Raw genomic sequence first — 25,697 nt, forward strand, 5'->3', positions numbered from 1 at the left:
ACTTGACATATGTCGAAAAGGTGGGCACGCTGCAGAGTGACCGCAGTTCGATATATGTCTCACAGGTGAAGGTGATGGTCATGTCCCGTATGCAGTTGGCGCTCAACGTCGATGATCTCGATACCGCGATCGAGTTCTACTCCAAGCTGTTCAACACCACCCCGGCCAAACGCAAGCCGGGATACGCCAATTTCGCGGTCGTCGAGCCGCCGCTGAAACTCCGCGCGGTGATGTCGTCGCGGATCAACCGCATCCGTTCGATGCCGTCGATGCCCCGTTCGGAGGGTTCGTCGGTGTTCCACACCTCGAGGGCGACGCCGTCGGGTGGGGTGACGTCGGCGGTGCCGACCACCACGACGAGATCTGCAGTTTGCATCAGTTCGTCGGTGAGTTGGCGCGGCTGATGTCCGTCCACGGTGGCGCCGACTTCGGCGAGCACCTGGGCGGACAGGTCGTTGACCTGGCCGCCGATCTTCGCGCTGGTGCCGGCCGAGGATGGGGTGATCCGGGCGGTGACTGTCGGTGTGAGATGTTCGGCCATCACCGATTTGCCGCGATTGGACACGCACACGAACAGCACCTGCGGTGTCGTGCTCACCGGCCGACCTGCTGGTCGGCGGGTACGAGTTCGTCGAGCAGGTCCTCGACGAGCCCGCGGATCTGATCGCGGATCGGGCGGACCGCATCAATGCCTTGACCGGCCGGGTCGTCGAGGGCCCAATCGCGGTACCTGACGCCGGGGAACACTGGACATGCATCGCCACAGCCCATGGTGATCACCACATCGGAGGATTCGACCGTGTCGGGGGTGAGGATCTTCGGTGACTGCGCGGAGATGTCGATACCGACTTCAGCCATCGCCTCGACAGCGGCGGGATTGATCGAGTCGGCGGGAGCAGATCCGGCGGAGCGGACCTCGACACTGCCCCGGCCGAGAGCGGTCAGGAACCCCGCGGCCATCTGCGATCGGCCAGCATTGTGGACGCACACGAACAGCACGCTAGGTCGAGAGGAAGACATGAAACACAGGCCCTTTCAGCTGTGGAGGAAAGCTCGGAAAGTCACACACGGTCGGCCGTGAGCTCGGCAAGGAGCTCACGAACCCGGGCATCAAGGTCATCGCGGATCGCGCGAACCTCGCCAAGTGGACGGCCTTCAGGATCGGAGACCGTCCAATCGAGATACCGCTTACCGGGATAGATCGGACACGCGTCGCCGCAACCCATCGCTACGACCACGTCGGCGGCGGCGACCACATCGTCGGTTAGCGGTTTGGGGTACTGCGTACCCAAGTCGACGCCGATCTCGCTCATTGCTTCGACGACGGTCGGGTTGATCGAGTGCGCGGGGGCTGACCCGGCGGAGCGCACGTGTACCCGCCCAGCGGCGTGATGGGTCAACAATCCGGCGGCCATCTGCGAGCGGCCGGCGTTCTGCACGCAGACGAACAGAACCTCGGGCACATCCTTGGGCACCGCGCCCTCAGCCTGGGCGAGGGCGCGTAACCGATCAGCCGCGAACCGGCCCGCCAAGGTCGTCAGATGCGCATGCACCCGGGAGGTACGCCGTAACACGGTGTAGGACTCGAAAACACAGCGTTCCACCGTCTGCCGAGACACCACCCCCTCGTACTTGGCGGCCAAGTCAGCTGCGGTACGGGCCAACACGGTATGAGGCATCAACAGTTCGGGCTGCTCGCGGTGTTCACCGCGACGTAGGTGTTCGTCCAACGCATTCTCAGACATCGCGAGCAGGCTCCTTCGACACATCTAGGCTAGAAGCAGTGGGAGTTGTGAAGCGTTTCCGCAACGCCAGGGACACATAGACGAGGGCAACGAGAACCGGGACCTCGATCAGTGGCCCGATGACCCCGGCGAGAGCCTGGCCGGAGGTCGCACCATAGGTCGCGATCGCGACGGCGATGGCGAGTTCGAAGTTGTTGCCGGCGGCGGTGAACGCCAGCGTGGTGGTCCGTGCGTAACCCAGCCCCATCGCGGCGCCGAGGACGAATCCGCCACCCCACATCACCGCGAAGTAGATCAGCAGCGGCAGCGCGATCCGCACGACGTCCCACGGGTGAGAGGTGATCTGCTCCCCCTGCAAGGCGAACAGGATGACGATGGTGAACAGCAGACCGTAGAGGGCCCACGGCCCCAATCGCGGGAGGAACGAGGATTCGTACCATTCGCGGCCTCTGGCCCGTTCGCCGATGCGGCGGGTGAGATAGCCGGCGATCAACGGGATTCCGAGGAAGATCAGCACCGACTTCGCGATCTGCCACGGCGAGGTGTCGATGGTCGTCTGTTCCAGGCCGAGCCATCCGGGTAGCACCGAAAGGTAGAACCAGCCCAGCACGGCGAACATGATCACCTGGAACACCGAGTTCAGTGCGACGAGGACGGCAGCCGCCTCGCGGTCGCCGCACGCCAGGTCGTTCCAGATGATGACCATCGCGATACAGCGCGCCAGACCGACGATGATCAGTCCGGTCCGGTATTCCGGTAGGTCCGGGAGCAGAAGCCAGGCCAGCGCGAACATCAACGCGGGTCCGACGATCCAGTTCAGCAGGAGCGATCCCAGGAGCAGGCGACGATCGCCAGTGACCGAGTCGAGTCGGTCGTAGCGCACCTTGGCCAGCACCGGATACATCATGATCAGCAGTCCGAGAGCGATTGGCAGCGAGATGCCGTCGATCTCCACGGCCGCCAGGGCGTCACCCAGGCCGGGAACGGTGCGGCCCAGCATCAGGCCCGCGACCATTGCTGCGCCGATCCACACCGGCAGGAACCGGTCGAGCATCGACAACTTCGCCGCGACCGCGGTGTCGGTGGTGGTCACTGGTCGGCCTCGCACGAACGAGTTTCCCCCACAACCATGGCGAGATCGCCCAGCAAGACCGACAGTTGTTGCAGTGCTTCGGTGTTCACACGGTAGTACACCCAGGTCGCGCGGCGTTCGCTCGTCACCAGACCCGCCTGACGCAGCACCTTGAGATGATGCGAGATCGTCGGCTGCGACAGCTCGAACGGCCCGGAGATGTCGCACACGCACGCCTCACCTCCCGGATGCGCGGCGACCTCCGACAGCAACCGCAGCCGAACCGGATCCGCGAGCGCCTTCAGCAGCGGGGTAACCGCTCCGGTCTCGTCACCACTCAGGCCGCGGCCTGGCAAGAGAAGCAAGTTCTTATTCGACACCCGTCAATATTGACATACATCGATTCAACGGGACAAGGCCCTCCGATACCCGGGAGCGCACTTGCGTTCCCGCATTGAGATCCACCGCGGTCACACAGCACTCGGGCGCCAACCACCAGCCAGCCGCGTACCCAACCTCTCAGGTCAGTACATCTAGTCCCGCGCAAGGGCCGTAGGGTGTCACCCGTATCGGATCTCGCGAGCTTCGTGGTGCAGCCGCCTGACGGAGCGGCCGACGCGATCTACGCGCTCGTGATTGTGCGTAGCCTACCGTCACCCATCGGCTCGGCTACCTCGAGATGACAGGCGCCTATATGCCATTGGGGCCTCTGAGCAGTGTTGCCGTAGCCGTCGCCTGCGTCCGGCAATTGCCGGATGCCCCCTCGCTGCTCACGACAATGGAGTGTCCTAGAAACTGCGACCAATGGCCACAAGAGGCTCACTTACTTCGCAAACAGACAACGGTGCGCATCGCACGAAATCGCGCGTTCACCAGCTGCTTGTGACACCCGAAGCTGAACTCTGCCAGCTTGATTCGCTGGCTCACGCTCCGTTCGAGAACCTCGGATCGGGAGCCGCGCTCACCCAGGAACAGCGACTCGACTGCAACGCTTCGCAGCGCACCCAAGTGCCAAACGACATACGCCCTGACGAGCCGGGCGAACTATTAGACCAAGCGCGCGGGAGTCCCTGTGGCACCAAAGGATGGACACGTCAACATTCCACCACCTGCTCACGGGGCGCGCAGGCGCACAGAATAGACACCGAGCGAAGCTCCGCACGGCGGGTTAAAGACAGTAACCGCTCAGCGAAGCACCTCCACGGTGAACAACCTCGAATAATTGACCTCCGACACCCTTCGCCGCAGCTTGCGCCTGCTATCCCGAGGCCACTCCTGACGCCGAGGCCGCGGCCTCGGGATCGGCCTCATAGCCATAGCCATAGCCATAGCCCGCCGCACCACTACTAACATCAACGTCATTTAGAACGATACCGCATACGACGCCATTCACAGACTTAACCTCATTTAAGAAGCTTTTTACAGAAGGCGTCGTAACATGGCCACATCTAACCACGCCGAGTATTCCATCGACACTACGGATAAGGAATATAGAATCAGACACTGCCAAGATCGGAGCCGAATCAATAATCACATACTCAAACAACTCTCTCAATTCGCCAATGCCCAGACGCGCACGTTCAGAATTAAGCAACTCAGTCGGATTCGGGGGGATCGCACCGCACGCAACAAACGACAATCTCGGAACTTCGGTATCTTGGACCAAATCCCGCATCGACGCTTTACCGCGAAGGTAGTCAGTGAATCCAATGCTGCCCGACAGCCCGAACCGTGCGACCAACGTGGGCCTGCGGAAATCGGCGTCTAGAAGCACAGTCCGACAACCCGACTCAGCGAGAGCAATCGCTAGATTCGCCGCCGTCGTGGACTTGCCCTCTCCCGCTGTAGCGCTCGTTACCATAACGACCCGTGGCGGATCATCCACGCTCGAGAAGCCCAGGTTTGCACGAAGTTTTCTGTAACTCTCCGCGACTCGCCCACCGCCGATAGAGAACTCAGCATTCGAACCGTTCGAAAGTTCACCGCTACTCGGGACAGCGCCAAGAATAGGGAACTCGGAAACATCCCGCAGATCTTCACCACTTCGAACGGTGGTGTCAAACCTGGAACGAATCACGACAAAACAAACACCGAGACAAATACCGACCAATACTCCAAGCATCGAGTTTCGCACTACATGGGGCGAGACACGCGTTGCTACTGCCTGACCCGGGGTAACGACCGTCACTCTCGCCAGAGGCTCGCCGCCCGATTGCGGCCTCTCGATGTCGGATACATACGCACTCAGAGATCCTGCAACAGCGTTAACCAGAGTCGCCGCTTGCTCGGCACTCGGCGAAGTCGCGGTGATAGACAACAGGACAGTACTGGGTGTGACTTCCGTTTTCAATTCACGCCGCGCTTCACTTACGGACAGGCCGATCCCACTTTTGTCAATCGCATGGGTGAGAACAGTGTCCGAAGTTGCCAGTCGTGCGTACGACGCCACGCGTTCTTGCGAAGCAAGGTTTCCCTGGTAAGCAGATTGAGTGCTGCCCTCTGTTGGACTCGTAACGTACAACACAGCAGTTGACGAGTACATTGACTGTTGTAATTCGCTACCGAAAGTCCCGGCTATGCCACCAGCCAGCGCCATGATAACAACGACCCACCACCCTCTCCGTACAGCATCAAGCCCCCTTCTCCACGAGCTCGCTGAATCACCCCTTGTTGTCTGCGGATTATCCACTGCCAGTCCTCTCCAACTACCTATCAAAAGACGAAACCAAACTTCACGCGATTCCAAGATCTGCGGATCGCTTCGCATTCACATCAGAACGACGGAATGTGCTCGCCCACGTCTTCATGTAAAAAACCGTACCTATACAGTACATACTAGTCCCGATCAAGCCTGTCACACCCAGTACGACCAAGAAAGCCTCTAAATCGTTCATCACCAGCGCGAAAACTACGCCTAACAGCCGTACGCAAGCCCAGAGCAGACGTAGCCGAGCACCACCCATGAAAGCCAATACTCGGTCGATTGGCATGCAAACGATCTGCAGGCAATTGAAGCCGATGACAGCGATCCAGAACACAACTGCAGAATCGGACGCAGATGGGGTTAGGTTAAAGTAGGTAAGAATACCGAGGGTTACGAATCCACACGCGAAGACAAGAATCAACCCGATCAGCGACCCTAGTCGCACAGACCGCGCCACGGAGTGTACGTCCCCCGAGCGCATATGCCTTGCAACCCTCGCGTCGATCGCTGGCGCCACAATCTGGCCAGCAGTTGTCTGCAGTCCGCCGCTTACGCGACAACTTACAGCCCAAGCGGCGGCCAAACTGCCCATACTGGCGGTCGCGATTGCCCCAGCCTGCAAAGCTACACCATTAATTAACTGGCCAAAAAATAATGTGCGCCCTTCAATGGCATACTTTATGAAGTAGCTTGGCTGAAATCTACGCACGCTTTCTAACCACACTGGACCCGCGTGGAGGCTACATAACCCGACAAGCGCCGCGACAGCATAACCTGCGGATACAGAGAACGCAAACCAGATAGCGTTGAGCGCAAGAACGCAGCAGAGCAATGACAATATGAACGTACTGAATCCGTAAATTAAACGCATCCTCATTGCTACTACGTAGCTATCGAACGTTACCGCCACGGTTTGGGTAATCTGAAATATTCCCTGTCCAAGAAGAATTACCCCGCCGCACATTACAACCGTTCCGAAGGAAACTTCACAGACTACAAGGACAGCACCAACAGCCAGGCAGCCACCAACGAAGATGCCCAACGCAACAAGTGCCGCCGTGCTATCACGCGATGCCTTCCAGGGGAAACCCAGCCGACTGCCTGACATCGCGCTGTTAGAACCACTGCTATTGCCTAGGACTGGTAGCCGATATGCCACAGCAAGTGTGGCGCTACCAACCAAGAGATTTGATATCGCGCTTGCAACTAGAACAAACGCCACCACACTTCCCATATTGAAGAATAATGGGAGAAATCCGGCCGAGACCGCCAACGCCTGCGCCAATACGCCAACCGCTGCAGGTGATCCCACCTTATTTAGTAAGCGAATTCTACGCATATTCCAGGCCGTACGCTGCTAATAACTGACGGCGCTGAACCTCACGGCGGTTGTCGGCGAGCAGCGCACGCCAGTCCATTAGCCTCTCGCTTGCATACTCAGGTCTTTTCAAAGCCTCCATAATCTGCACCGCTGCGGAATATGGCGACCTCGCGCACATGGCCTCGAACCCGTGCATCGCCGGTATATCACGAACAATCGGGCAAAGTCCCATCGCAACTGCGTTAAGAAGCGCCACTGGGAACCCTTCCCAAGCAGCGCTGTGAAGATAGATGTCAGCTTCCGCCATCGATTTGGCAACACCTTCTTCATCCAACCAGCCCGTCACTATTACGCCCGCGTCTCGCAGGCTCGATTCGAGCACAGGATCGCCCCCGCCAACCCAAATGAACTCGATCGGCACGGCCTCGCCGAGACCTTTCACTCTGCGAGCGACGTCCGCGAACCAATTGGGCGCTTTCTGGCTAGATACACGACCCACTCCTATGACCCTTACCGGTTCCCCTGTGGATCGCACATGACCGAGTGGGAGGTTAAATATAAAACGTCTGTCCGGGCAATTCGCAACGTACGACGAACCAGATCGCCCAAATTTTAGCCTCCGCGCCAACCTCTGTTCTCTCGTCGAGCAGCAAACATACCTCGACGTGTTCAAAGACAATGCTAGTTCGAACACGCGAACCAGCCGTCTAGTAGGCTTCGACAAGTCGCCACGTTCGAATGCGAAACAATGCGGCGAGTAGAGGATCCTTCGGTGCCGCGACCGCACAATCGAAAGTCTTGTCACCCCTCCCGCCCAACTCGAGTGACAGTGAACAACGTCCGGCCGGTACTCCTGTACCAACTTTCGAATGCGTCCGAACTCTTTCCACAACACTCTTTCATTCTCGACAACTCTCACACCTTCGGGCATGTCTATATATCCAGTGCTCGACGCAACATCTCTGCGCCTCATAAAATAGATTTGATGCACAATCTCGGGTGTAGATTCGGTGTAGCTTCTTATCGCAGCCGCGACACCCGAAGCACAGTCAACCACGTGAAGAACCCGAATCGAGCCATTTCCGAGACGGGGTGTTGATACAGTCCCGAGCTTGGTATTCGAACTTTGATTCAGTCGCAGAAAACGTAATTCGAGGATCTTCCCCAACATTGTCACGAGACCTCTATTCCTGAAAGTCGCACGTCGGCGAAGAATCGGCTCAACTCACCCTGGTGGGCCCGCCAACTATAGCGACTCCTGCTCGCCGAGATGCCGCTGGCCGACGCCGATCTGTAGAGGTCTTCGTCAGTCAGTAGGAGCGTAAGCGCTTCAACGATGTCAGGCACTGACACGGCTTTGGCTACGACTCCTGCCCCGCTCGAATGTATCTGCTCAGGCAACGACCCGACCGGCGTTGCTACTATTGGCACGCCTTCCCCCATTGCCAATGCCAGAACCCCTGACTGACTCGCTTCCCGGTATGGCAAAACCAAAACATCAAAGGAACCCACAACCCGATTAACGTCCGATTCTGGTACCCAGCCTTCCTGAAGGAATACTCCGGGTCGGCCGCTGAAAGAGGCCAGAAGTCGCTCGTCGCCCGAACCATAGACGACTAGTTGACAATCCAGTCCGTTGGCTCTTAGCTGGGCAAAAGCATCGGCTAGCAGGTCTAGCCCTTTATACTCCTGGATACGTCCAAAGAAGCCGATCGTAATAGTGCGCTTAGGAAGCTCCCGTGGTTCTGGGTTAGATCTTGACTCGAATGCTGGATGCACACTTGCATGTATTGGTCGATTGTATCCCGCCTCAGCTACAAGCATGCCAACATTTTTGGAATAGGTGACCAATCCATTCGACCGATTGATCTCGATACGGCGAGACAGCGATTTTATAAAGTGCTCATCCCCAGGGTGAGAAACAAAGTCATGAACCGTCGCGACAAAGACCGTCTCGCGGGGTAGCCAGATCCACATTGATATCGACTGCCAGATGTTGAACATTGGAGAATATACGGTCGTCACACCGTACTTGCGGATGTCGCGCCGCAAAGTCAGCGATGTTCGCAACAACCGGGGTAGCCCAGTAAGTAAAGTGATCTTGCTGGTGTACGTTGCAACGGGAATTGCTCGTGACTTAAGTAATACAAACTGAGGTCCAAGTTCAGCACCCGTATTATAGCTGACGATCAACTCGCGCCCATCAGACGCTGCGAACTCGGCCGCCAGCTCGTAGAGCAGCCTCGGGCCAGCGCCGCTACTTCCCCAGTGGATCAAGAGTAGTACATCAGGTGAGGGAGTCTCGATCGTTCTAGCTCCCAGCTCTCCGGTGGCAGTGGGTCCATCGACCTTCTGGTCGGCGCGCTCCATCAAGCGGAAATGCGTGCTACGCGACCCCGGTCCATAGGACACGCCTGCCTTCCGACGACGTGTTCTTCTAGTTGGCAACGTCATCATCTCCTATCTCGCGGGGCCGACAGCACCACTGTGGGGTCGGGTGCGTCGTACCCGGCTCGCCCAACGAAGGCACTCTGACCATTGTCTAGTGACAGGCTTCGCGATCGATAGAACGTAGCGTTTGTATAGCAAACAGCCACACCAAAAACTACAAATTCAAGTACGGGTTGTCGAAGCGTTCCCCACCCAGTCCAGCTAATAAATAGCACCGATGCAAGCATCAGCAAGAGCCCTTGCTGATAGACACGTCCCTGCGAACGATAGATATTTCGGTCGATAATGGCCCAACCGCAGCATGCCGCTAACGCCGCCACTCCTATCAATCCAAGAAGTCCGGTTTCGGCTAAGAAGAGTACCACTGCATTGTGCACGGGGTAACCTGTTGCTGCCACGATAGGCTCCCTCGGCGAAACCATCGGCACGTAGAAGTTCGGCCCTGTTCCTATTGGCCAAATGTTTGGTAGCTGTCGCATCGCCGCAGCGTAGAGCTCCGGTCTATCACCCCCGCCGGGGTCACGCTGAAAACGCGACAAGAGTAGAGGAGCGAACACGTAGGCCACCACGCTGGCCCCGATCGCTCCTGTCACAAGCACACGCATACGTGCCGCCTTCGCATTCATCAACCACCAGCCCCCAAGCACAAGCAACACCGCTAATACATTTGCTCGGCTTAGCGTCGGAAGCACTGCGAGTGCTGCCGTCGCAACTGTGATCACCGACAGGCGGCTTATCCGTGTTGACAATGAGCGGGTCATTGGTAACGCCAGGCAAAGAACGACTACCGCGATCTTCCCTGTCGTGGCTGGATGAGCAAACAGGCCGCCAGCACGGTCGCCATAGTCGTCCGCGCCTGTCCCGGCGAACCACTGTGCCCACGAAGGCACCGCTAGGACCATGGAGACTAGAAGTAGCAGCCAACAAGCAAATTCGGATTGATCTATTCGGAATCTGCTTGCAAAGCCACATCCTACGATCCACGCGGATATCGCCAGGAACGCATGGAGAACACCAGACTGCACCTGGTAGTTTGTGTCCCAGAATGCCAGAAATCCGATACCGAGTGCACAGTAAGCGGGAACTGCTAGTAGCCACGATCTGGGGGTTCCGGTCACAAGAAGGTACAAAACAGAAGCTGCGATTGTAATCGTGAACGTCGATATGGCCGGCACCGGGTAAGCTATGCCCACAATGTAGGACGGAACATCTGGAGCCAGCTTGAATATCTGCACCGGAGCAACAGTTACGGAAAGAATAAACATGAATAGTAGGCAGTCACGTATTCCGATAAAGCAGGCAATCGCCGCTGCGACAGCCATTCCAACCACCAAGTCCGAAATCATTGGCAGTTCCGTTCACTGAACGCAATTTGAGGTCCAAGCCGAGACCCCCGAGAGAAGTCTTGCGCGTTACCGCCAGCGAGCGAGTTTTTCATAACTGTCGACCAAGCCTGTACAAGTTATCGACGACACCGTCTATCCTCTCCGCAATGCGACTGCGCCGGTTGTCAGCAATCGCATGAAGCTCGCTTAGTCGCGCACCCGTGAAGTTGACTACCGATTGCGCTTGATTGCCCAGACCAAAGACCGAGGAATAGTCTTCAAACTTGAAGTCACTTTCACTACTTGGTCCGAAGTTCACTCTTACAGCCCGTGTTCCGAGCGCGTCCGCAAATATTTGTCCGTGCAGACTGGACGTCAACACGAGGTCAGATTGTCGTATTATTCGTGCCACCTCTACGGGGTGGGTATTTGGAGCTAGCACTTCAACGCCTTCGTGTGAGAGATCGCCTAGGCGCTTGCGAATCGTTCGATTCGCATACGATGAGAAATGTGGTAGCGCTATTACGCCACTTCGCTTCCGGTTAACGGGGTTGAACGCGGGCATCGCGCGTATCGCCAGCGCAGGATCCCCTATCGCCTGTACGGAATCATCAGGCATCGCAGCTACAGTCTGTTCACCGCGTACGCCAACGATCCTTGACGTGTCGATCGGTGCCACGATCGAATTTGGGTCACGCAGTCCCGAACCAAATATGATCGCGTTACAGTTCTTGCGCATGTACGAGTTCAGTATCGAACCGATACAGACGAAGTCCGCCTTTTGAATTGGCGCCCATGTTGTTCTTACTCCAGTGAGCTCGCTAAACACGATTGGGCTGACTTGGTCACCAAAGTTGCTCGGGAGACGTCGACTGGAGAACTCATCGGTCAGCATGTTGTACCATGCTGACCGATTATTCTTCACCTCGGAAACAAGCGATCTCCACGGTCGCACAGGCGACCACCAGTACAGAGTGGCTGTCCGACGATGGATCATCGTACCTCTTCCAGTGTTCCGAAGTCCGCCATCGCAGCTTCACTTGTATGCTTCATAGATTTCGTTTTACGACGAATTACTTAGCTCGGCGACTCAACGCGACTAGTAAGCGCCGTCCTGAAATAGAACTGCCTTCACTGTTTTGACCAGGATTGCTAAGTCCTGCGTGATCGTCCAGTTCTCTACGTAGAGTAGATCGAGTCTGATGCGATCCTCCGCCTCTAGATCGGACCGTCCGGACACTTGCCATAGTCCGGTAATTCCGGGCTTCACAAGTAGCCTGCGCTCGACAAAGTTGGGGACCTCCGCGCCCTCGCCGACAAGGAGTGGTCGAGGTCCTACCAAGCTCATTTCACGCGTTAGTACATTAAACAGCTGCGGAAGCTCGTCAATGCTGGTCTTTCGGATAAGTCGGCCAACCCGGGTCACGCGTGGATCGCATGTTGACTTAAAGAAGACCTGGTCCGGGGTGGTTGCCTGCTCTATTTCCGCTCTAATTCGCTCGGCATCGATTCGCATGGATCTGAATTTCCAAACGCTGAAAGTAGCGCCGTCGCGACCAACGCGGGTTTGCCGGAAGAAGACTGGCCCGCGGTCCTCAACTTTGATCGCCACAGCGGTCGCTAGCATTAACGGGAAGAGCACGACGAGAGCCGTCATAGCGATTGTGTAATCCAAGGCAGCTTTCAACACGGTCTTTGACGCTTCGTACTGGGGCCGATCGATATGTAGCAACGGCAAACCGTCGACTTGTCGAACAGTCATGCGGGGACCTGCCACGTCGACTACTCCAGGAGCGACAAGCAGTTCTACGCCAATCGCCTCGAGTTGCCATGACATTTCTCGCAAGGATTCGTAACAAGATTCGTCAGAGGAGCTAATCGCTACAGTTGACGCGCCCGAACTTCGAATCGCGTGCAGCACGGACTGCTGGAAGACCGGGATGCCCAGATCACGGATTCTGACTTCTGATGGCATATCGACGGCGTCCGTCGGCACACAGATTCCTGCTGGCCGGTATCCCAGTGAAGGATCACGCGCTATACGTTTCAGCAAAGGCATAGCCGAACCCACTGATCCGACGATCAACAGACCTTCGAGTGCCTCACCCCGGCGTCGCTGTCTGCGTAAATCGTAGCGCCATGCAGACCGCCCCGCGATGAGAAGGATGGTACCGAGAGGAAGTGCGATCGCTAAGAAGCCCCTAGCAATATTTAGGCGAAATAGCAGATCGAGGATAGCTAGGGTTCCGAACACCGCGAAACATGCGCTCGCCACACGCCCATACTCCCGGTGTCCAGAACCCACTATGCGCCTGTCGGAGGTCTGGAACAATTGAAGTGAGAGCACCCACGCGAAGAAGAGAACGACAGACACCACAAGAGCAGGTAGACGGAAAGTCCCGTTTGGCTCCATCAGATCATTTGCACCGAATCTTGCAAGCTGAGCCGCGGTAATCGCGACGGTCACGATTAGAAGATCAGTCCATGTTACCGATCTAACGTACTTGCCGACCCAGTCTCTTGACTTGTCATTCGCGGCTCCCTGCGGACGACCAACACGCTGGTTCGTATTCGCCTGGTTGGCAACACGGTTCGGTTCAACGGTCATAACTGATCACCAACCGCTGGTGCGTGTGGTGTTCCGGATCAGGTCAACGCTAGGCCACCGGCTGACTCTGGAGTTTGCTAACCCTGAGCTCGTTGGCGGACTTGAGGCGCTATCTCGATCTGAATCACATCGAAGTGGAGGCTTACCAGGGCTGCCAGGATGCGTCGTCTCTGACTGGCGGCCGATGTGCTCGTACTTGGGCTGCAATGACCAGAGGGCCCAGACCCTGGCTTTCGACGGCTCTCGCCGAAGCTGCACAGTCGAGATCTCGGCTGAGTAGGTGTTGCGGCCTGGCTTCACCTTCGAACCAGTACTAGTTCGCTCAGACGACCGCGACCAAGCATTCGGACAGTGCAGCTCGGTTGATCGCATGGGTCGGGGCACCATCGTTAGTCCTCCTGACAAGTCCACGACATTAGACTCCGGGGGCTCAACGTGCCCCAACTCCACGGAGCTGTTGGCTCGTCGCGGCGTCCGCAAACTGCGCTGTAGTGAACCGCGTTCACCTTGACGTATCGGCCTGACTTGACGGCTGCTACGGAGTGCGTCGTTCTCGACACAACGAAGGAACACTTCCTTCTCCTTCTTGACGCGTGAGGTACTCACGACAGAACCAACCCCGACGGTGGAGCGCATACGTTCAGAGTGTTTCGCACGCGTACGAGAAAGATACGATGCTCGTAATTGCGACACAATTCGGGGGTCTCTTTCGCTCGTTGTGCGTGTTTCGTAGATGTGACTGTGGTCACCGCGTTGTGCGAACACGTTTGCACTACAACAGATCCCACTGACACTTTGAGCGCCCTGACCGTCACACGTGCGTGTTGCTTGAGTTGTTCGTGCATGTAAATCGCACGTGTACGAAAAGGCGCTAGCTAGTAATTCATCTGGTCGGACTACACACTGTTCGGTACGTCCTTCAATGCAAGGAGTTTACGATTTGAAACCAAGTTCACAGACTGGCATCGATTGCTTCGGTTACTAGACGGCGTAACCGGGGGCGGTGCGGGGAAGTGTGGTTTGGATGTCCAGCGAGAAGCCACCACGTCGTGCCAGCATCGTCGACGCATCGAGAGAGACACTCGGCCGCGCCTGCATTGAGATGTTCAGCATGCGCGCGCTCCAGCAGACGCATTCGATGCGGTTTCTGACCCGCTCGGCACTGGAGTGGTGCACCGCGACTCGCCGCTGGCCAGTCGACGTACGCACGCACCGAGCGATCAGCCCAGGCGCGACGTGTGACCTCCCGACGATCGTGAGCGTGGTGCCCCGCTGGTGTGAGTACACGTCGGGGTACGACGCTCTCACCTACGTCACGACACTGATCGACAGCACCGTCGCAGCGTTCGGCAAGCCGTTGACTCGACCTGCCCCTAACCCCCCATGCTTCCCCCGGTTTACACCGAAGCATGATTCAACACCGTTCTGTGAACATCAGATGAAGAGATTTTCTTACGCGTACGACGCTACGCTGCGATCGATGCGAGAAACATAACCTGAGTCAACGCCGCACGCAATTCATACCTGTGAGTAAGTTAAGCGAGCTCACGCGTCAACGCGGACCCGCAGCCCGATGACTAGCGCTGACCTGCGGACAGACGTGCACGAGTGGATCGTCGGCGCACGCCTGCTTAGACGAGACGAGCTGTTCGAAACGTCCGCGCGGAAGATAGAGAAATCCGCATGATTTCGATTTTCTGATTTTTCTTTGTGCTTCCCGCACAAGGGTTTGAAGGTGATCAGCAAACGTTTTTCCCACCACACAGCGATGGGCTCACACCCCACAGTCGGCTGATGTCGCCGCCGCTCTGCCTCGGACCGCCACTGGCGTGCCCGCTTGGCTTGTGTGAATCTTGATTCAGTGACTGTCACACCGCAGCAACGCCGAGCAAGCATCGTCGACGCCGCCATCCGCATCCTGGATCGCGACGGCGCCGACGCGCTCAACATGCGGCTGCTCGCTGAGGAGATGGACCTGCGGCCGATGGCGGTTTACCACTACGTCAGCAGCAAGGCCGAGTTGCTGTCGATGGTCATTGCCGAGGTCACCAGCAGGGTGAAGTGGCACAGGCCTAGGGGCGGCCCGCGTGACCGCCTGTTGGCTCAGCTCTACGACACGTATGCAGGCCTGGCCGCGATCCCGTGGCTACCCGAGCTCCTTCATCAAGGTGCGAGCACGGGGGTGCCGCCCTACGCGATGATCGACGCCTTCATCTCCAACGCCAATGACATGGGACTGAACGACGAGCAGGCATACGACCTATGGCGGGCGGTGTGGTCGCTCATCGGGTTCGAGCTTCAGTGGCATGAGGTCAACCGCGCGTACGCCGAGAAGAAGTCGTGGCTGGAGACGGTCGATCCGGGCACCGTCGCAGAGAAGTACCCTGCCCTTGCGCGCGTGCTACCCGTGTGGAGTTCGTACGCGGCGAGCTACGACGTGCGGACGCACATCGCAGCTCTCGTCGACGGGACCATCGCGCGGTATGCGGGTGAAGCGTCGGACGACGCGTGACGCCGGCGGCTCATCCAGAGCAGGCTGCCTTGATGTTCTGTTGTGAGGAGGACGGGCTCAGCGTCACGGTCTGCGACTCGGCCGCCTCGGAGAGCTGTTCTCCTTCGTATTGAACGGCGTCGTTGGGATACTTCTGCACGAGTCCTCCTAGCGTCGCGACGCTTCGCAGATGGCGGCTCGGACCACGCGATTTATGATGTTGACCAGTCCTTGGAATGTGCCTGCGACTAGTTCCGCTGCATCGCGGGTCGCTCACCTCGCCCTTATCTTCCTCCTGTCAGCTGCCGCGTGTATCCGCTCGCTTCGTGGTCCAACTGCGGTTGACCACATTCGTTGCTCGGGATGGACCTCGAAGACCGCCGACGGTGTACTCGCGTACCGAGGTCTAACGGTCGACGACGGGATCCCGCATATGTCGCTCGTCTACGGCCCAACCCGCGATGGGTCGTTTTACCGCACATACTCTGCGACTATTACCGCAGAAGGGCACTTCGCGTTAGCGGCGAGTATCCGGGTCGATCAGGGCTGATCGAACTTTAGTACGCACGTCCGAACGAACGAATCGTCCCGTCCGAGAGGCGAACACGTGCGATCTGCCTGATCATGGGCTCCATGGGAAAGCCGTCCTCAGTTTCCGAAGGCGTCAAGCCAGCGCCGGTCGCGCGCAATCCAGCCGTCGATACCTTGCGAGGTATCGCTTGCATTCTTCTGGTCTGCACGCACGTCATCGGCCACGACGCGCAGTCGGGTATTCAGGTCGATGACGATAGTGCGTTCCGCTGGTTCGTCGATTCCGCGGTGTACCTCCGGATGCCGCTGTTCAGTTTCCTAGCCGGCCTAGTGTACGCGTGGCGACCACTCGACTCACTCGGCGCCTACCCCGAATTCATGGGCAAAAAAGTGCGTCGACTGCTCATCCCATACCTTGTTTTCGTGCCGCTTATCGGCGTAGTGCAAACGTACCTACCGGGAGCGAATAACCCACCTGAGGGCAACGTCGCGACGTGGTTGCTCTACTCCATCTCGCCGTACTGGTTCCTATTGTCAACGTTCTGGATCTTCGCGGTCGTCGCCCTCCTCGACAGCTTCAAACTGCTCAGCCGTCCCGAGGCGACACTCGCAGCGATCGCGGGCCTGATTGTCGTGAATGTGCTACTCCCAGACGCACCGACAGTCCTACAAGCCCAGAACGCGCTTACTCTGTCGGTGTTCTTCCTGGCCGGTCTCGCGACTGCACGATTCCAGTTCGACTCCCTGCGACCTGCGCCGCTGGCCGCACTCAGCGTGGTGTTCGCCGCATTGATCGCCTACACCCAATTCGGCGTGTTCGGCGTTCTCGACTATGCCGATTCTCGCAGCGACCTCGGCGGTATCGCGATCGGCATACTTTTCCCAGTACTGTTCCTTGCATTTCGATGGCAGAGCAGAGCGCTGGCGTGGATCGGTGTCTATTCCTCGGGCATCTTCCTTCTGCACTCGTTCGCGATCGGCGGCACCCGGGCATTCCTAAGCAAGGCGGGCATCACATCTGACGGGTTTCAGTTCTTCACGCTCGGGGTGGCCGGCATCTTCCTGTCTATCCTCGGCGTGATTGTGCTCCGGAAAGCCCGGGTGGGGCGAGTCATGCTGGGCGAGAAGGCATCGCCGAGTTAGCTGCTGGCTCATGGCATACGAACGTGCCCTGTGTCATACCGCCGCACCGTTGGGAGGAACTATCAAACCTAGCCAATCCCGACGTGTCGCGGATCATGTCGGTGCCCTGTCGGATGAGATCCAGATTCGCAGTCGCGATGTTCTTGACCTCAAAGCGAGCCCCATGGCCTCCGACTATTTGGGAACACCCAGGTGTTCTCGACGGTCCCGCCTTGTGCGTCGAACTTGCCCGACTCCAGGAACATCGACCAAGACGATCCGATCGGCTCGACCGGGTTCAGGTGATACCCGCACCAGGTGCCGTTGGTCATGCGCGTCAATCGGATGTGGCCTATCAGGGAATCAGGTGACCTTCACGGCGGGTTGGCAGATCGACCACACGATTCACCCGGCCAGCTCATGGTGCCAGCGGTCCCGACGACGGCTGGATCAGGGATAGATTGATCTCCTGTGACAGGCTGTCGCTCTCGCCGAATCACCCACTACCACTCAACACCATGGCGTTGCGCCTGTGCCCTACGGGATGCAAAGTCTGATCACTGAATTGAGTTTACCGTGAGCGTGCCCCTGACCAGCGTATATGGGCTGCCCATGGTGCGCCACGAGACGTCGAAAGGCTACCCGCTGAGCCAGCACGCTATGGGCCTGAACTCCCTTTTCGTCTGTTCGGGTGAACGCCCCACGTTGACCTCGCTTCGCTCCTGCGCGGTGCGGTCGGCCCGCGCGTGCAGCATCATGCAACAGTCGTCTGGAGGTTGCGCAATGGTTGAGCCGGTCGTCTCGTCTTCTACTACGGACCGATGGGCGCGGGTTAAGCGACGCTCGCGCTGCAGACGCACTTCAATCACGGCCAGCAGGGCCGAGTCGGTGTGCTGATGACCAACCGCGACCGCTCGGGCCAGTCGCTGGTGACTAGCCGGATCGGACTTGTCGCCGACGCTGTGCTGATCGACGACGACACAGACGTCTTTGCGCTCGTCGAGGGCTTCCCCAGTTCGCGAATCGACTACGTCGTCTGCGACGAGGCGCAGTTCATGAGCGTCACGCAGGTCGATCATCTCGCGCGCATCGTCGACGAGAGCGGTCTCGACGTCTTCGCCTACGGACTCCTCACCGACTTCAGATCAAAGCTGTTCGACGGTGCTGCTCGCCTCGTTGAGGTGGCAGACGAGATGCACCGGCTGCAGGCCGTCGTGCTGTGTTGGTGTGGCCGAACAGCATTCATGAACGCACGCATCGTCGACGGCGTGATGGTGCGGACCGGAGACGTGGTCGCCGTCGGTGATACTGCCGACGGACCGATGCAGTACCGAGCGCTGTGCCGGCGGCATTTCGTGGCAGGGCGCGAGGTGAGTCGAGCGCGGCTCTGGGCACGCATCCCGTGTGTCCTGTAGCGACGCCGCGTGCAAGTTCACGCTCTCGACACATAGCGAAACAGGCTCGTAGCGCCCGCCGTCTACTTTCAAAGGCGTTCACTGATTCAGCTCGGAGGTTCTCATGACGGTTCGTGGTATCACGTTCACCGTTGAGGACTGCCTGCGCGCAACCGCTTTCCAGCGTCCTGCGCTTGCAATGCTGTCAGTGAACCTCGGTCGAGTCCGGCCATAACTTTCTGCTGCGCGTCGAGAAGGCTGTCTCCGCGCTGAATTACCACTTCGTCGGTCGGCGCGATTGCCGACCTCCTCGCCGAGCCCGCTTCTCATCAGGGGCGTCGGATTCCTGTGTGCATCCCCCGAGAGGCTGACGCACACCCTTGCTCATCTGCCATGGAGAAACCATGTCTATCATTCCATCTATTCACCCATCGACCCCCGACGAGACCGCGCCGCCGTCGGCGCACAGCACCGCCGAAATCGACACGGCTACAGCTAGTTTCTCGCCTCGGCTCTACAACGCTGATCTCGCTCCAGTCACGCACAGGACGTGGCGCGTCTACGACATCTTCGCCATGTGGATGCAAGACATCCACTCGATCACCGTCTACACCTTCGCTGCGTCGCTGTTCTTCATGGGGCTCAACGGCATACAGGTCTTCATCGCGTTGGCGGTAAGCGTCGTCATCATCTGGGGATTGATGAACCTCAGCGGCCTCGCGGGCCAACGCACGGGGGTTCCATTCCCCGTACTCGCGCGATCAAGCTTCGGCGTCTGGGGCGCCAACGTTCCCGCGATGATCCGGGCAACGATCGCCGTCATCTACTACGGAATCCTCACCTACCTCGGGTCGACGGGGCTGCAGATCGCGCTACTGCAATTGAGCTACAACACATTTGAACCGATGACGAAGCCGTCGTTCCTCGGCCTCAGCGCGTTGGGGTGGTTGTGCTTCGCGCTGATGTGGATCATCCAACTCGCCGTCGTCCGACGCGGAATGGAAGCCATTCGAAAGTTCCAGGATTGGGCAGGCCCCGCAGTCTGGATCGTGATGTTCGTGTTGATGATCTGGATGATCATCAAGGCGGGAGGAAACATCTCGTTCAATCTGTCACCTCACCAAGCTTCGGGATGGGGTCTCACGTACAGCATGATCGCCGCTATCGCCCTGACTGTCTCGTTCTTCGCAACCTTCCTTGTCAACTTCGCCGACTTCGGGCGCTTGACTCCAGATAAGCGAACAGTAGTGCGCGGCAACTTCTTCGGGCTTCCGGTCAACTTCATCCTGTTCGCCATCGTGTCGGTGACGGTCACTTCCGCAAGCATCACCGTGTTCGGCGAGGCCATCACAGATCCCGTGGCACTGATCCAGCGCACGGACAGCACCACGGCGATACTCATCGGCGCCATGGTGTTCGTGGTGGCGACGATCGGCATCAATATCGTCGCCGACTTCATCTCGTGCGCTTACGATTTCGCGAATCTGGCACCGCGTCGAATCAACTTCTTTCGAGGTGGCGTGCTGGCTGCTGTGTTGTCGGTGTTGCCGCTACCGTGGCATCTCTACAACAATCCCGACTCGATCGCGTACTTCGTCGGCGGTCTCGGCGCCTTCCTCGGACCACTGTTCGGTGTGTTGATGACCGACTACTGGATCATCAAACGAGGCCATGTCGATGTCGACGCCCTCTACGACGATGCTCCGACCGGCAAGTACCACTTCCTACGCGGATTCAATCCGCGGGCGCTGGTCGCGGTCACAGCCGCTACCATTCCGGCGGCAATCCTCGCGCTCGTCCCCTACTTCAGCGCGTGGGCGCCATTTTCATGGGTGATCGGAGCGGCGCTGGCAGCCGTTGTGCACCTTGCCTTGTCGTGGCGTCAGCGCGCACCGAAGCAGGTGGCGGCATGAGCCTCATCGTAGTGATGAACTGCAACACGTCAGCGGCGATGACCTCGAGGATGGGCATTCAGGCGCAATCGCATGCCCGACCGGGCACGCAGATTCTGGCACTCAACCCCACGTGGGGTCCCGATTCGGCCGAGGGCTACTACGACAGCTTCATCACGGCCGCGGCCGTGCTCGACCGACTGCACAGCGTCCCCGCGGAAACCGCAGCCGTCGTCATGGCCGGATTCGGCGAACACGGCCGTGAGGGAGCTCGCGAGATGCTCGACGTTCCCGTCGTCGACGTCACAGAGGCCGCAGCAACCTTCGCCTTGTTTCTTGGCCCCCAATTCGGCGTCGTCACAACGCTGTCGAGGGCGCGTGCCCAGATTCGTGACAGTCTGCGCGTCGCAGGATTGTGGGAGCGCTGCGCGTCCGTCGAGGCTGCCGATGTCGGGGTACTCGAGTTAGAACTCGAACCCGATGCAGCGTTTGACTCCATGTGCGCTGCCGGACAACGCGCTGTCGATCGGGGCGCGGAGGTCCTGGTCCTCGGCTGCGCAGGCATGACCGGTCTCGACGCCGCGCTGAGCGACAAGCTGGGCGTGCCCGTCGTCGACTCTGTCACCGCAGCGGTTGCGCAGGCCGAATCGTTGATTGCGCTCGGCCTCAACACTTCCCGTTCACTCAGCTACGCCCACCCACGCACCAAGCGTCGTGACGGTTGGCCCATAACTTCCCAGGAGAACCACTCATGAACAACACTGTGCCCATCATCGACCTCGCCCGAGCACGATCATCGGAGTCCGAATACCTCGCGGTAGCAGAACAAATCGATGACGCCAACCAACACATCGGCTTTCTCGCCCTCGTCAACCACGGAGTGCCGCAGGCGTTGCTCGACGAGATGTACTCCGTAACAGCGGAATTCTTCGACATGCCCGAGGAGAAGAAGCTCGAAGTACTCGGCAGCCGACACACCAGCCGGGGGTACATCCCCTCCAAGCAACGTGCGCTCGCTCGCACGCGGGGAATCCAAACACCGGCCGACCTCGTCGAACTCTTCTCCATCGGTTCACCCCATGTTCCCGACGATCCGTGGTTTCAACGCGCGCAAGATCTCGGCTACTTCGCGCCCAATCTATGGCCATCGACGCCCAGCGGCTTCCGTCGAATCTGGGAGGCGTACTACCGCCAGATGGATTCTCTCGCATTCGAACTCATGCAACTCTTCGCCACCGCACTGGGACTGGACAAGCATTGGTTCGACGCCTTGGTCGACCGCCCGATCAGCAACCTGTTCGCCAACCACTACCCACCACTGACTTGCGAGCCTGAACCCGGCCAGATCAGAGTCGGCGAGCACACCGATTACGGGAGTCTCACTCTGCTGTACCAGTCGGATGCCGTTGGCGGACTTGAGGTCTTCCTCGACGACGCGTGGTGCCCCATCGACCCGATCCCCGGCTCCTTCGTCGTGAACATCGGCGACCTCATGGCCCGATGGACCAACGACCGATGGATCTCGACGCTGCATCGTGTGCAGAATCCGACGATCGGTGGCGCAGCGAGTCGTCGGATCTCGTTTCCGTTCTTCTGCCAACCCAACTACGACGCGGCGATCGAAACCTTGCCCACATGTCGTGAACCAGGAGGGGCGTCACGGTACGCGACCATCACCGCAGGAATGAACGTCTCCGGAAAGACAGACGTGAGCTTCGACGTGTGATCACCTGGCCGTGGCGTCCGTGCACTCGGGCGCCACGGCCCCGGCACCTAATTGGTCGCCTCTACCACTCGCCACCGACAATTTTGCCGCCTAAACACGAGTTATCCACAGGCCTTCTACCAGCGAAAATAACCCTTGACTCGAACTCCCGTTCGTGTACTTTGGAGCCATGTCCGATTCGTCGCCGATCGCCATTTTTACCGCGCCCGTTCTTGCCGACCCCGATTCCACCCACTCTGTTTCCGCCGCGCTGCGCGACGCTATCGCCGTGGTTCGCGATGCCGTGAGCGCCGACCACGACGACGCCGCCCTCGCCTGCGAGACCATCCGCGCGTTGGTCGAATTGCGCAACGTCACCGAGCACCAGCTCGCCGCACATTCGGCCACGCTATGTAGGCTCGGCGTCGATAAACGTCAGGGCCGCAAGATGACTGAACTATTGGGCGAACTCGGAGTGGCACCCGCCGACGCACATCGGTGGGTGCGCATTGGTCGCGCTCTCGGCAGCCTCGGCACGGTCGACGGATTCTCCGCAGACGGCGCGTTCTCGTCGGCACATGTCGACGCCATAGTGCGCGGACTAGCCCACATCGAGCAACGCAGCGCCACTCCTATCGATAGCGACGAACGACGACAGTTCGCATCTTCGCTTGCCGCTCAAGCATTCTCGACAACAACGCCAGCCGACATCTTCGAATACGCCCGCACAGTCGGCAATATTCGATCCGACGACACCGGCGGTCTGCCACCCGCCGAAGACCGTTGCATCAACTCGGTGACCACCGCCAAAGTCGACGGCCGACTCCGCGTCAAAGCCGACCTCGACGCCATCGTCGCCGAGAAGCTGATGACTGCTATCGACAAGTTCTCGGCGCCGCAACCGCAACCCGACGGTTCGCACGACCCGCGCGGTCCCGAACGTCGTTGCGCCGACGCGCTCGAGATCATCCTCGACCTCGCCGCTAACGGCGCGGCCACCGACGCATCGTCGAACATCTACGGCGACAACGTGATCAGTCAACCGTTCGCCGGACTGGCCGCTCCTACTCAACTCGGGTTGACCATCCCCGCTGCCACTCCCGAACTGTCGACGCTGCCGTTCATGGGTGCAGTCACCGAAGCCACCGCCCGACGCCTCGCCTGCGACGCCGACGTCACCGTCATGATCACCGACGGCGAAGAAGTCCCGCTGGCAGTCGGGCGCACCAAACGCCTCTTCACGCGCGCCCAACGCCGAGCGCTGAAGAAGCGCGACCACTGCTGCATCAAATGCGGGGCGCCCGCCTCATGGACTCGCGCTCACCACATCACGCATTGGGCCGACGGCGGCGACACCGACCTCGACAACGGCTGCCTGCTGTGCAGTTCATGCCACGACGACGTGCACCACCGCGGCTGGGACGTGGTCATGGGCCACGACCGCCACCCCTGGCTCATTCCACCGACCACCGTCGACCCCCAACGCCAACCGATCATGTCCTATCACCGACGCACCATGAACCTCGACAACCTGCCCGCCGCGGCATGACCGAGCCGGACATGAGCGAGCTCGGCGTCATCCAACCCAGCACGATCCGGCTCTGCTGACCCACCGCCACCACCACTGACCCGACACCGCCCGTCGAGACGACACACCTCCGTACCCGAGACCACGCCCCTGCGCACCCACATCGAGGGACCGCGCACGAACCTTGAGAACTCCATACCTCTGCGCGACAACACGCGGGGCAGCCTTCCGACACGCGGCTGGCTGCCCCACGAGGCCGAGCGTGGACGCGGTTGCACAAACTCTTCAACTTGTCGCCCGATCGTACGAAAACGGCGCGACGAATTGTGCGGCAACGACTTTCGCGTGCGATGGTCTCCGAGATCAAACAGCACGAATGGAGTGTGGAGTGACCGAGAGTCAGGCCAAAGTCACACGTTGCGGCAGGGTTCGCACCGCGTTGAGCTGGTCGAGTTACAAGCGCAGAAGAATCGAGCGCGAATTCGACACTCTCGCCCTCCAGATAGGTCTTCGAAACAAGGTCCTCGAGGAGTCTCGAGGCAAGATCGTGGCACTTGTTTCCCAACGATGCTGCGCCACCGGCGCAGACAGTGTTCCGGCTTGCCGCGGTAGATCTGTTCGTTGAGAAAGCCCAGGACGCGCTCACGCGTCGCGCCCGAAACATGGTTTTCGCGGGAATCGCCACATCAGCGGGTGCGGTCGCCGCCCTGATGATCCTCAGCCTGTTCATAGCGCAGCATGCGAGCGACATCCCCTACGACCACGCCCTGAACGTGAACGTCCTCTTGCTGCGCGTGGTCAGCGCAATATCGCTCGGCGCAATCGTGCTGGTCGGCGTCAAGTACTTCGTCTCGCTTGCGCGATCGTTCCTCCATGAGAGCGTCACCCTCCTCGGACGACGCCACGCCCTGCGCTTCGGAAGGATGTATGTCTACCTCAATGCCACTGAGAACGAGATGAAACTCGACGACCTCCGCGACGCGTTCCAATGGAACATCGGCGGCGATTCGTCGTTCCTCGACATAAAGCCAGAGGAGATCGGCAAGACGCCGTGGTCTGTGCTGGCGCAGAGCATGGGAGCTTCACTCAGTGCCGCGATGGAAAAGGGCGTCGAGAAGGGTCTCGAGAAGGGTCTCCAGCGCGCACAGTCGTCCGGCGATAACAGCAGCGCAGACAGTAAGGCGAAGCGGAGCGACGACGTGCCGGCGTAGTCAGTACTGACGCACCGAGCTCAGGCGCGAGGTGGACACACATCACAGCACCTCGCCGACGTCCGGTATGGGCGTTCGCGTAGAATTCAGTAGCACGCGATTGAATTTCGAGAAGGGCGCAAACCATGGCAGACACCGCGGCTCGACCAAGGGGCTGGCAGTACGTCCGCTATTGCTATGGCGCAGTGTTACCGGACTCCATGCGTGCCTGGGTCGCCAACGACCTGGCAGGCAAGGGCGCCCCGCTGCGTATGGTCGTCCGCTGGGCAATTCCCTGCATCATCCTGATGCTGCCGATGCTCTTCGTTCCTGCTGACTGGGGCGTCCGGTTCATCATGTTCTCGCCGATCCCCATCGCGTACATCTTCTTCTCGATCGCCCTGAACGTCATCTACCGCAGGCATCGACTCGAGCAGCATGGATTGAATCCCGATCTGGTCAAGCACAACGAGCGAGTTCGCAACGCCGACCTGTACGACGAGTACCACCGGAAGTACCGCGGCCGCGCGTAGAGCCAGTCGCCGCCGTCGGCAAACTGCCTGGCGCCGAACCTCTATAGCCAAGTCTCTGATAGGCAGACTCGCTGTCGCCAGTTCC

Annotated in this window: 23 protein-coding genes; 9 read left to right on the forward strand and 14 right to left on the reverse strand. The window is 59.1% G+C overall.

Annotated features, from left to right (window positions below; genetic code table 11):
• Window positions 1-136: 136 nt before the first annotated feature.
• From ACRVY7_RS07775 to ACRVY7_RS07835, 13 genes are all read right to left on the reverse strand, one after another.
• A complete protein-coding gene (locus tag ACRVY7_RS07775) occupies window positions 137-598 on the reverse strand; it encodes an arsenate-mycothiol transferase ArsC (protein ID WP_431816624.1) in 462 nt (153 codons plus the stop codon).
• On the reverse strand, window positions 595-1,020 hold the full coding sequence (locus ACRVY7_RS07780) for an arsenate reductase ArsC (protein WP_005193686.1): 426 nt from the start codon (window positions 1,018-1,020) through the stop codon (window positions 595-597). Before ACRVY7_RS07780 ends, ACRVY7_RS07775 begins: the two co-directional genes overlap by 4 nt.
• 41 nt (window positions 1,021-1,061) lie before the next feature.
• Window positions 1,062-1,745, reverse strand: a complete 684-nt coding sequence (locus ACRVY7_RS07785; RefSeq protein ID WP_020173049.1) for an arsenate reductase ArsC — start codon at window positions 1,743-1,745, stop codon at window positions 1,062-1,064.
• Complete coding sequence (gene arsB / locus ACRVY7_RS07790; protein ID WP_005193688.1) at window positions 1,738-2,838, reverse strand: ACR3 family arsenite efflux transporter; 1,101 nt, start codon at window positions 2,836-2,838, stop codon at window positions 1,738-1,740. Before arsB ends, ACRVY7_RS07785 begins: the two co-directional genes overlap by 8 nt.
• Window positions 2,835-3,197 carry an ArsR/SmtB family transcription factor gene (locus ACRVY7_RS07795; RefSeq protein ID WP_020173050.1) on the reverse strand — a complete coding sequence of 121 codons (363 nt, stop codon included), beginning with the start codon at window positions 3,195-3,197 and terminating at the stop codon, window positions 2,835-2,837. The genes arsB and ACRVY7_RS07795 overlap by 4 nt, the downstream gene beginning before the upstream one ends.
• 878 nt (window positions 3,198-4,075) lie before the next feature.
• Window positions 4,076-5,584, reverse strand: coding sequence for a tyrosine-protein kinase domain-containing protein (locus ACRVY7_RS07800; RefSeq protein WP_431816625.1), 1,509 nt, complete (start codon window positions 5,582-5,584; stop codon window positions 4,076-4,078).
• Window positions 5,550-6,833 (reverse strand): hypothetical protein, encoded by a 1,284-nt coding sequence (locus ACRVY7_RS07805; protein WP_431816626.1) that lies wholly within the window; start codon window positions 6,831-6,833, stop codon window positions 5,550-5,552. The genes ACRVY7_RS07800 and ACRVY7_RS07805 overlap by 35 nt, the downstream gene beginning before the upstream one ends.
• 19 nt (window positions 6,834-6,852) lie before the next feature.
• Window positions 6,853-8,013 carry a glycosyltransferase gene (locus ACRVY7_RS07810; RefSeq protein WP_431816627.1) on the reverse strand — a complete coding sequence of 387 codons (1,161 nt, stop codon included), beginning with the start codon at window positions 8,011-8,013 and terminating at the stop codon, window positions 6,853-6,855.
• Window positions 8,014-8,015: 2 nt separating this feature from the next.
• On the reverse strand, window positions 8,016-9,119 hold the full coding sequence (locus tag ACRVY7_RS07815) for a glycosyltransferase family 4 protein (RefSeq protein WP_431816628.1): 1,104 nt from the start codon (window positions 9,117-9,119) through the stop codon (window positions 8,016-8,018).
• Between the two features lie 176 nt (window positions 9,120-9,295).
• Window positions 9,296-10,615 carry an O-antigen ligase family protein gene (locus ACRVY7_RS07820; RefSeq protein ID WP_431816629.1) on the reverse strand — a complete coding sequence of 440 codons (1,320 nt, stop codon included), beginning with the start codon at window positions 10,613-10,615 and terminating at the stop codon, window positions 9,296-9,298.
• A 112-nt stretch (window positions 10,616-10,727) separates the two neighbouring features.
• A complete protein-coding gene (locus ACRVY7_RS07825) occupies window positions 10,728-11,513 on the reverse strand; it encodes a polysaccharide pyruvyl transferase family protein (protein WP_431816630.1) in 786 nt (261 codons plus the stop codon).
• Between the two features lie 204 nt (window positions 11,514-11,717).
• A complete protein-coding gene (locus ACRVY7_RS07830; RefSeq protein WP_431816631.1) occupies window positions 11,718-13,226 on the reverse strand; it encodes a sugar transferase in 1,509 nt (502 codons plus the stop codon).
• Between the two features lie 981 nt (window positions 13,227-14,207).
• Complete coding sequence (locus ACRVY7_RS07835; RefSeq protein ID WP_431816632.1) at window positions 14,208-14,339, reverse strand: hypothetical protein; 132 nt, start codon at window positions 14,337-14,339, stop codon at window positions 14,208-14,210.
• Window positions 14,340-15,087: 748 nt separating this feature from the next.
• Here ACRVY7_RS07835 and ACRVY7_RS07840 point away from each other — a divergent pair.
• On the forward strand, window positions 15,088-15,738 hold the full coding sequence (locus ACRVY7_RS07840) for a TetR/AcrR family transcriptional regulator (RefSeq protein WP_431816633.1): 651 nt from the start codon (window positions 15,088-15,090) through the stop codon (window positions 15,736-15,738).
• Between the two features lie 10 nt (window positions 15,739-15,748).
• Here the strand turns inward: ACRVY7_RS07840 and ACRVY7_RS07845 are convergent, their stop codons facing one another.
• Complete coding sequence (locus tag ACRVY7_RS07845) at window positions 15,749-15,877, reverse strand: hypothetical protein (protein WP_431816634.1); 129 nt, start codon at window positions 15,875-15,877, stop codon at window positions 15,749-15,751.
• A 473-nt stretch (window positions 15,878-16,350) separates the two neighbouring features.
• On the opposite strand from ACRVY7_RS07845, the gene ACRVY7_RS07850 reads away from it, so the two are divergent.
• From ACRVY7_RS07850 to ACRVY7_RS07885, 8 genes are all read left to right on the forward strand, one after another.
• A complete protein-coding gene (locus ACRVY7_RS07850) occupies window positions 16,351-17,391 on the forward strand; it encodes an acyltransferase family protein (protein WP_431816635.1) in 1,041 nt (346 codons plus the stop codon).
• Window positions 17,392-18,266: 875 nt separating this feature from the next.
• On the forward strand, window positions 18,267-18,785 hold the full coding sequence (locus ACRVY7_RS07855; protein ID WP_431816636.1) for a thymidine kinase: 519 nt from the start codon (window positions 18,267-18,269) through the stop codon (window positions 18,783-18,785).
• A 383-nt stretch (window positions 18,786-19,168) separates the two neighbouring features.
• Window positions 19,169-20,677, forward strand: a complete 1,509-nt coding sequence (locus ACRVY7_RS07860; RefSeq protein ID WP_431816637.1) for an NCS1 family nucleobase:cation symporter-1 — start codon at window positions 19,169-19,171, stop codon at window positions 20,675-20,677.
• Window positions 20,674-21,411, forward strand: a complete 738-nt coding sequence (locus tag ACRVY7_RS07865; protein ID WP_431816638.1) for an aspartate/glutamate racemase family protein — start codon at window positions 20,674-20,676, stop codon at window positions 21,409-21,411. Before ACRVY7_RS07860 ends, ACRVY7_RS07865 begins: the two co-directional genes overlap by 4 nt.
• Entirely contained in the window at window positions 21,408-22,382 is a 975-nt protein-coding gene (locus ACRVY7_RS07870; RefSeq protein WP_431816639.1) for an isopenicillin N synthase family dioxygenase, read from the forward strand. Before ACRVY7_RS07865 ends, ACRVY7_RS07870 begins: the two co-directional genes overlap by 4 nt.
• A gap of 169 nt (window positions 22,383-22,551) precedes the next feature.
• The gene (locus ACRVY7_RS07875) at window positions 22,552-23,910 is read left to right on the forward strand and encodes an HNH endonuclease (RefSeq protein WP_431816640.1); all 1,359 of its coding nucleotides are present in this window, start codon (window positions 22,552-22,554) and stop codon (window positions 23,908-23,910) included.
• Between the two features lie 533 nt (window positions 23,911-24,443).
• Window positions 24,444-25,100, forward strand: coding sequence for a hypothetical protein (locus tag ACRVY7_RS07880; protein ID WP_431816641.1), 657 nt, complete (start codon window positions 24,444-24,446; stop codon window positions 25,098-25,100).
• 125 nt (window positions 25,101-25,225) lie between these two features.
• Window positions 25,226-25,612 (forward strand): DUF5313 family protein, encoded by a 387-nt coding sequence (locus ACRVY7_RS07885; RefSeq protein WP_431816642.1) that lies wholly within the window; start codon window positions 25,226-25,228, stop codon window positions 25,610-25,612.
• Window positions 25,613-25,697 lie beyond the last annotated feature (85 nt).

This window comes from Gordonia jacobaea, from assembly GCF_965344965.1.
Lineage (GTDB): Bacteria > Actinomycetota > Actinomycetes > Mycobacteriales > Mycobacteriaceae > Gordonia > Gordonia jacobaea.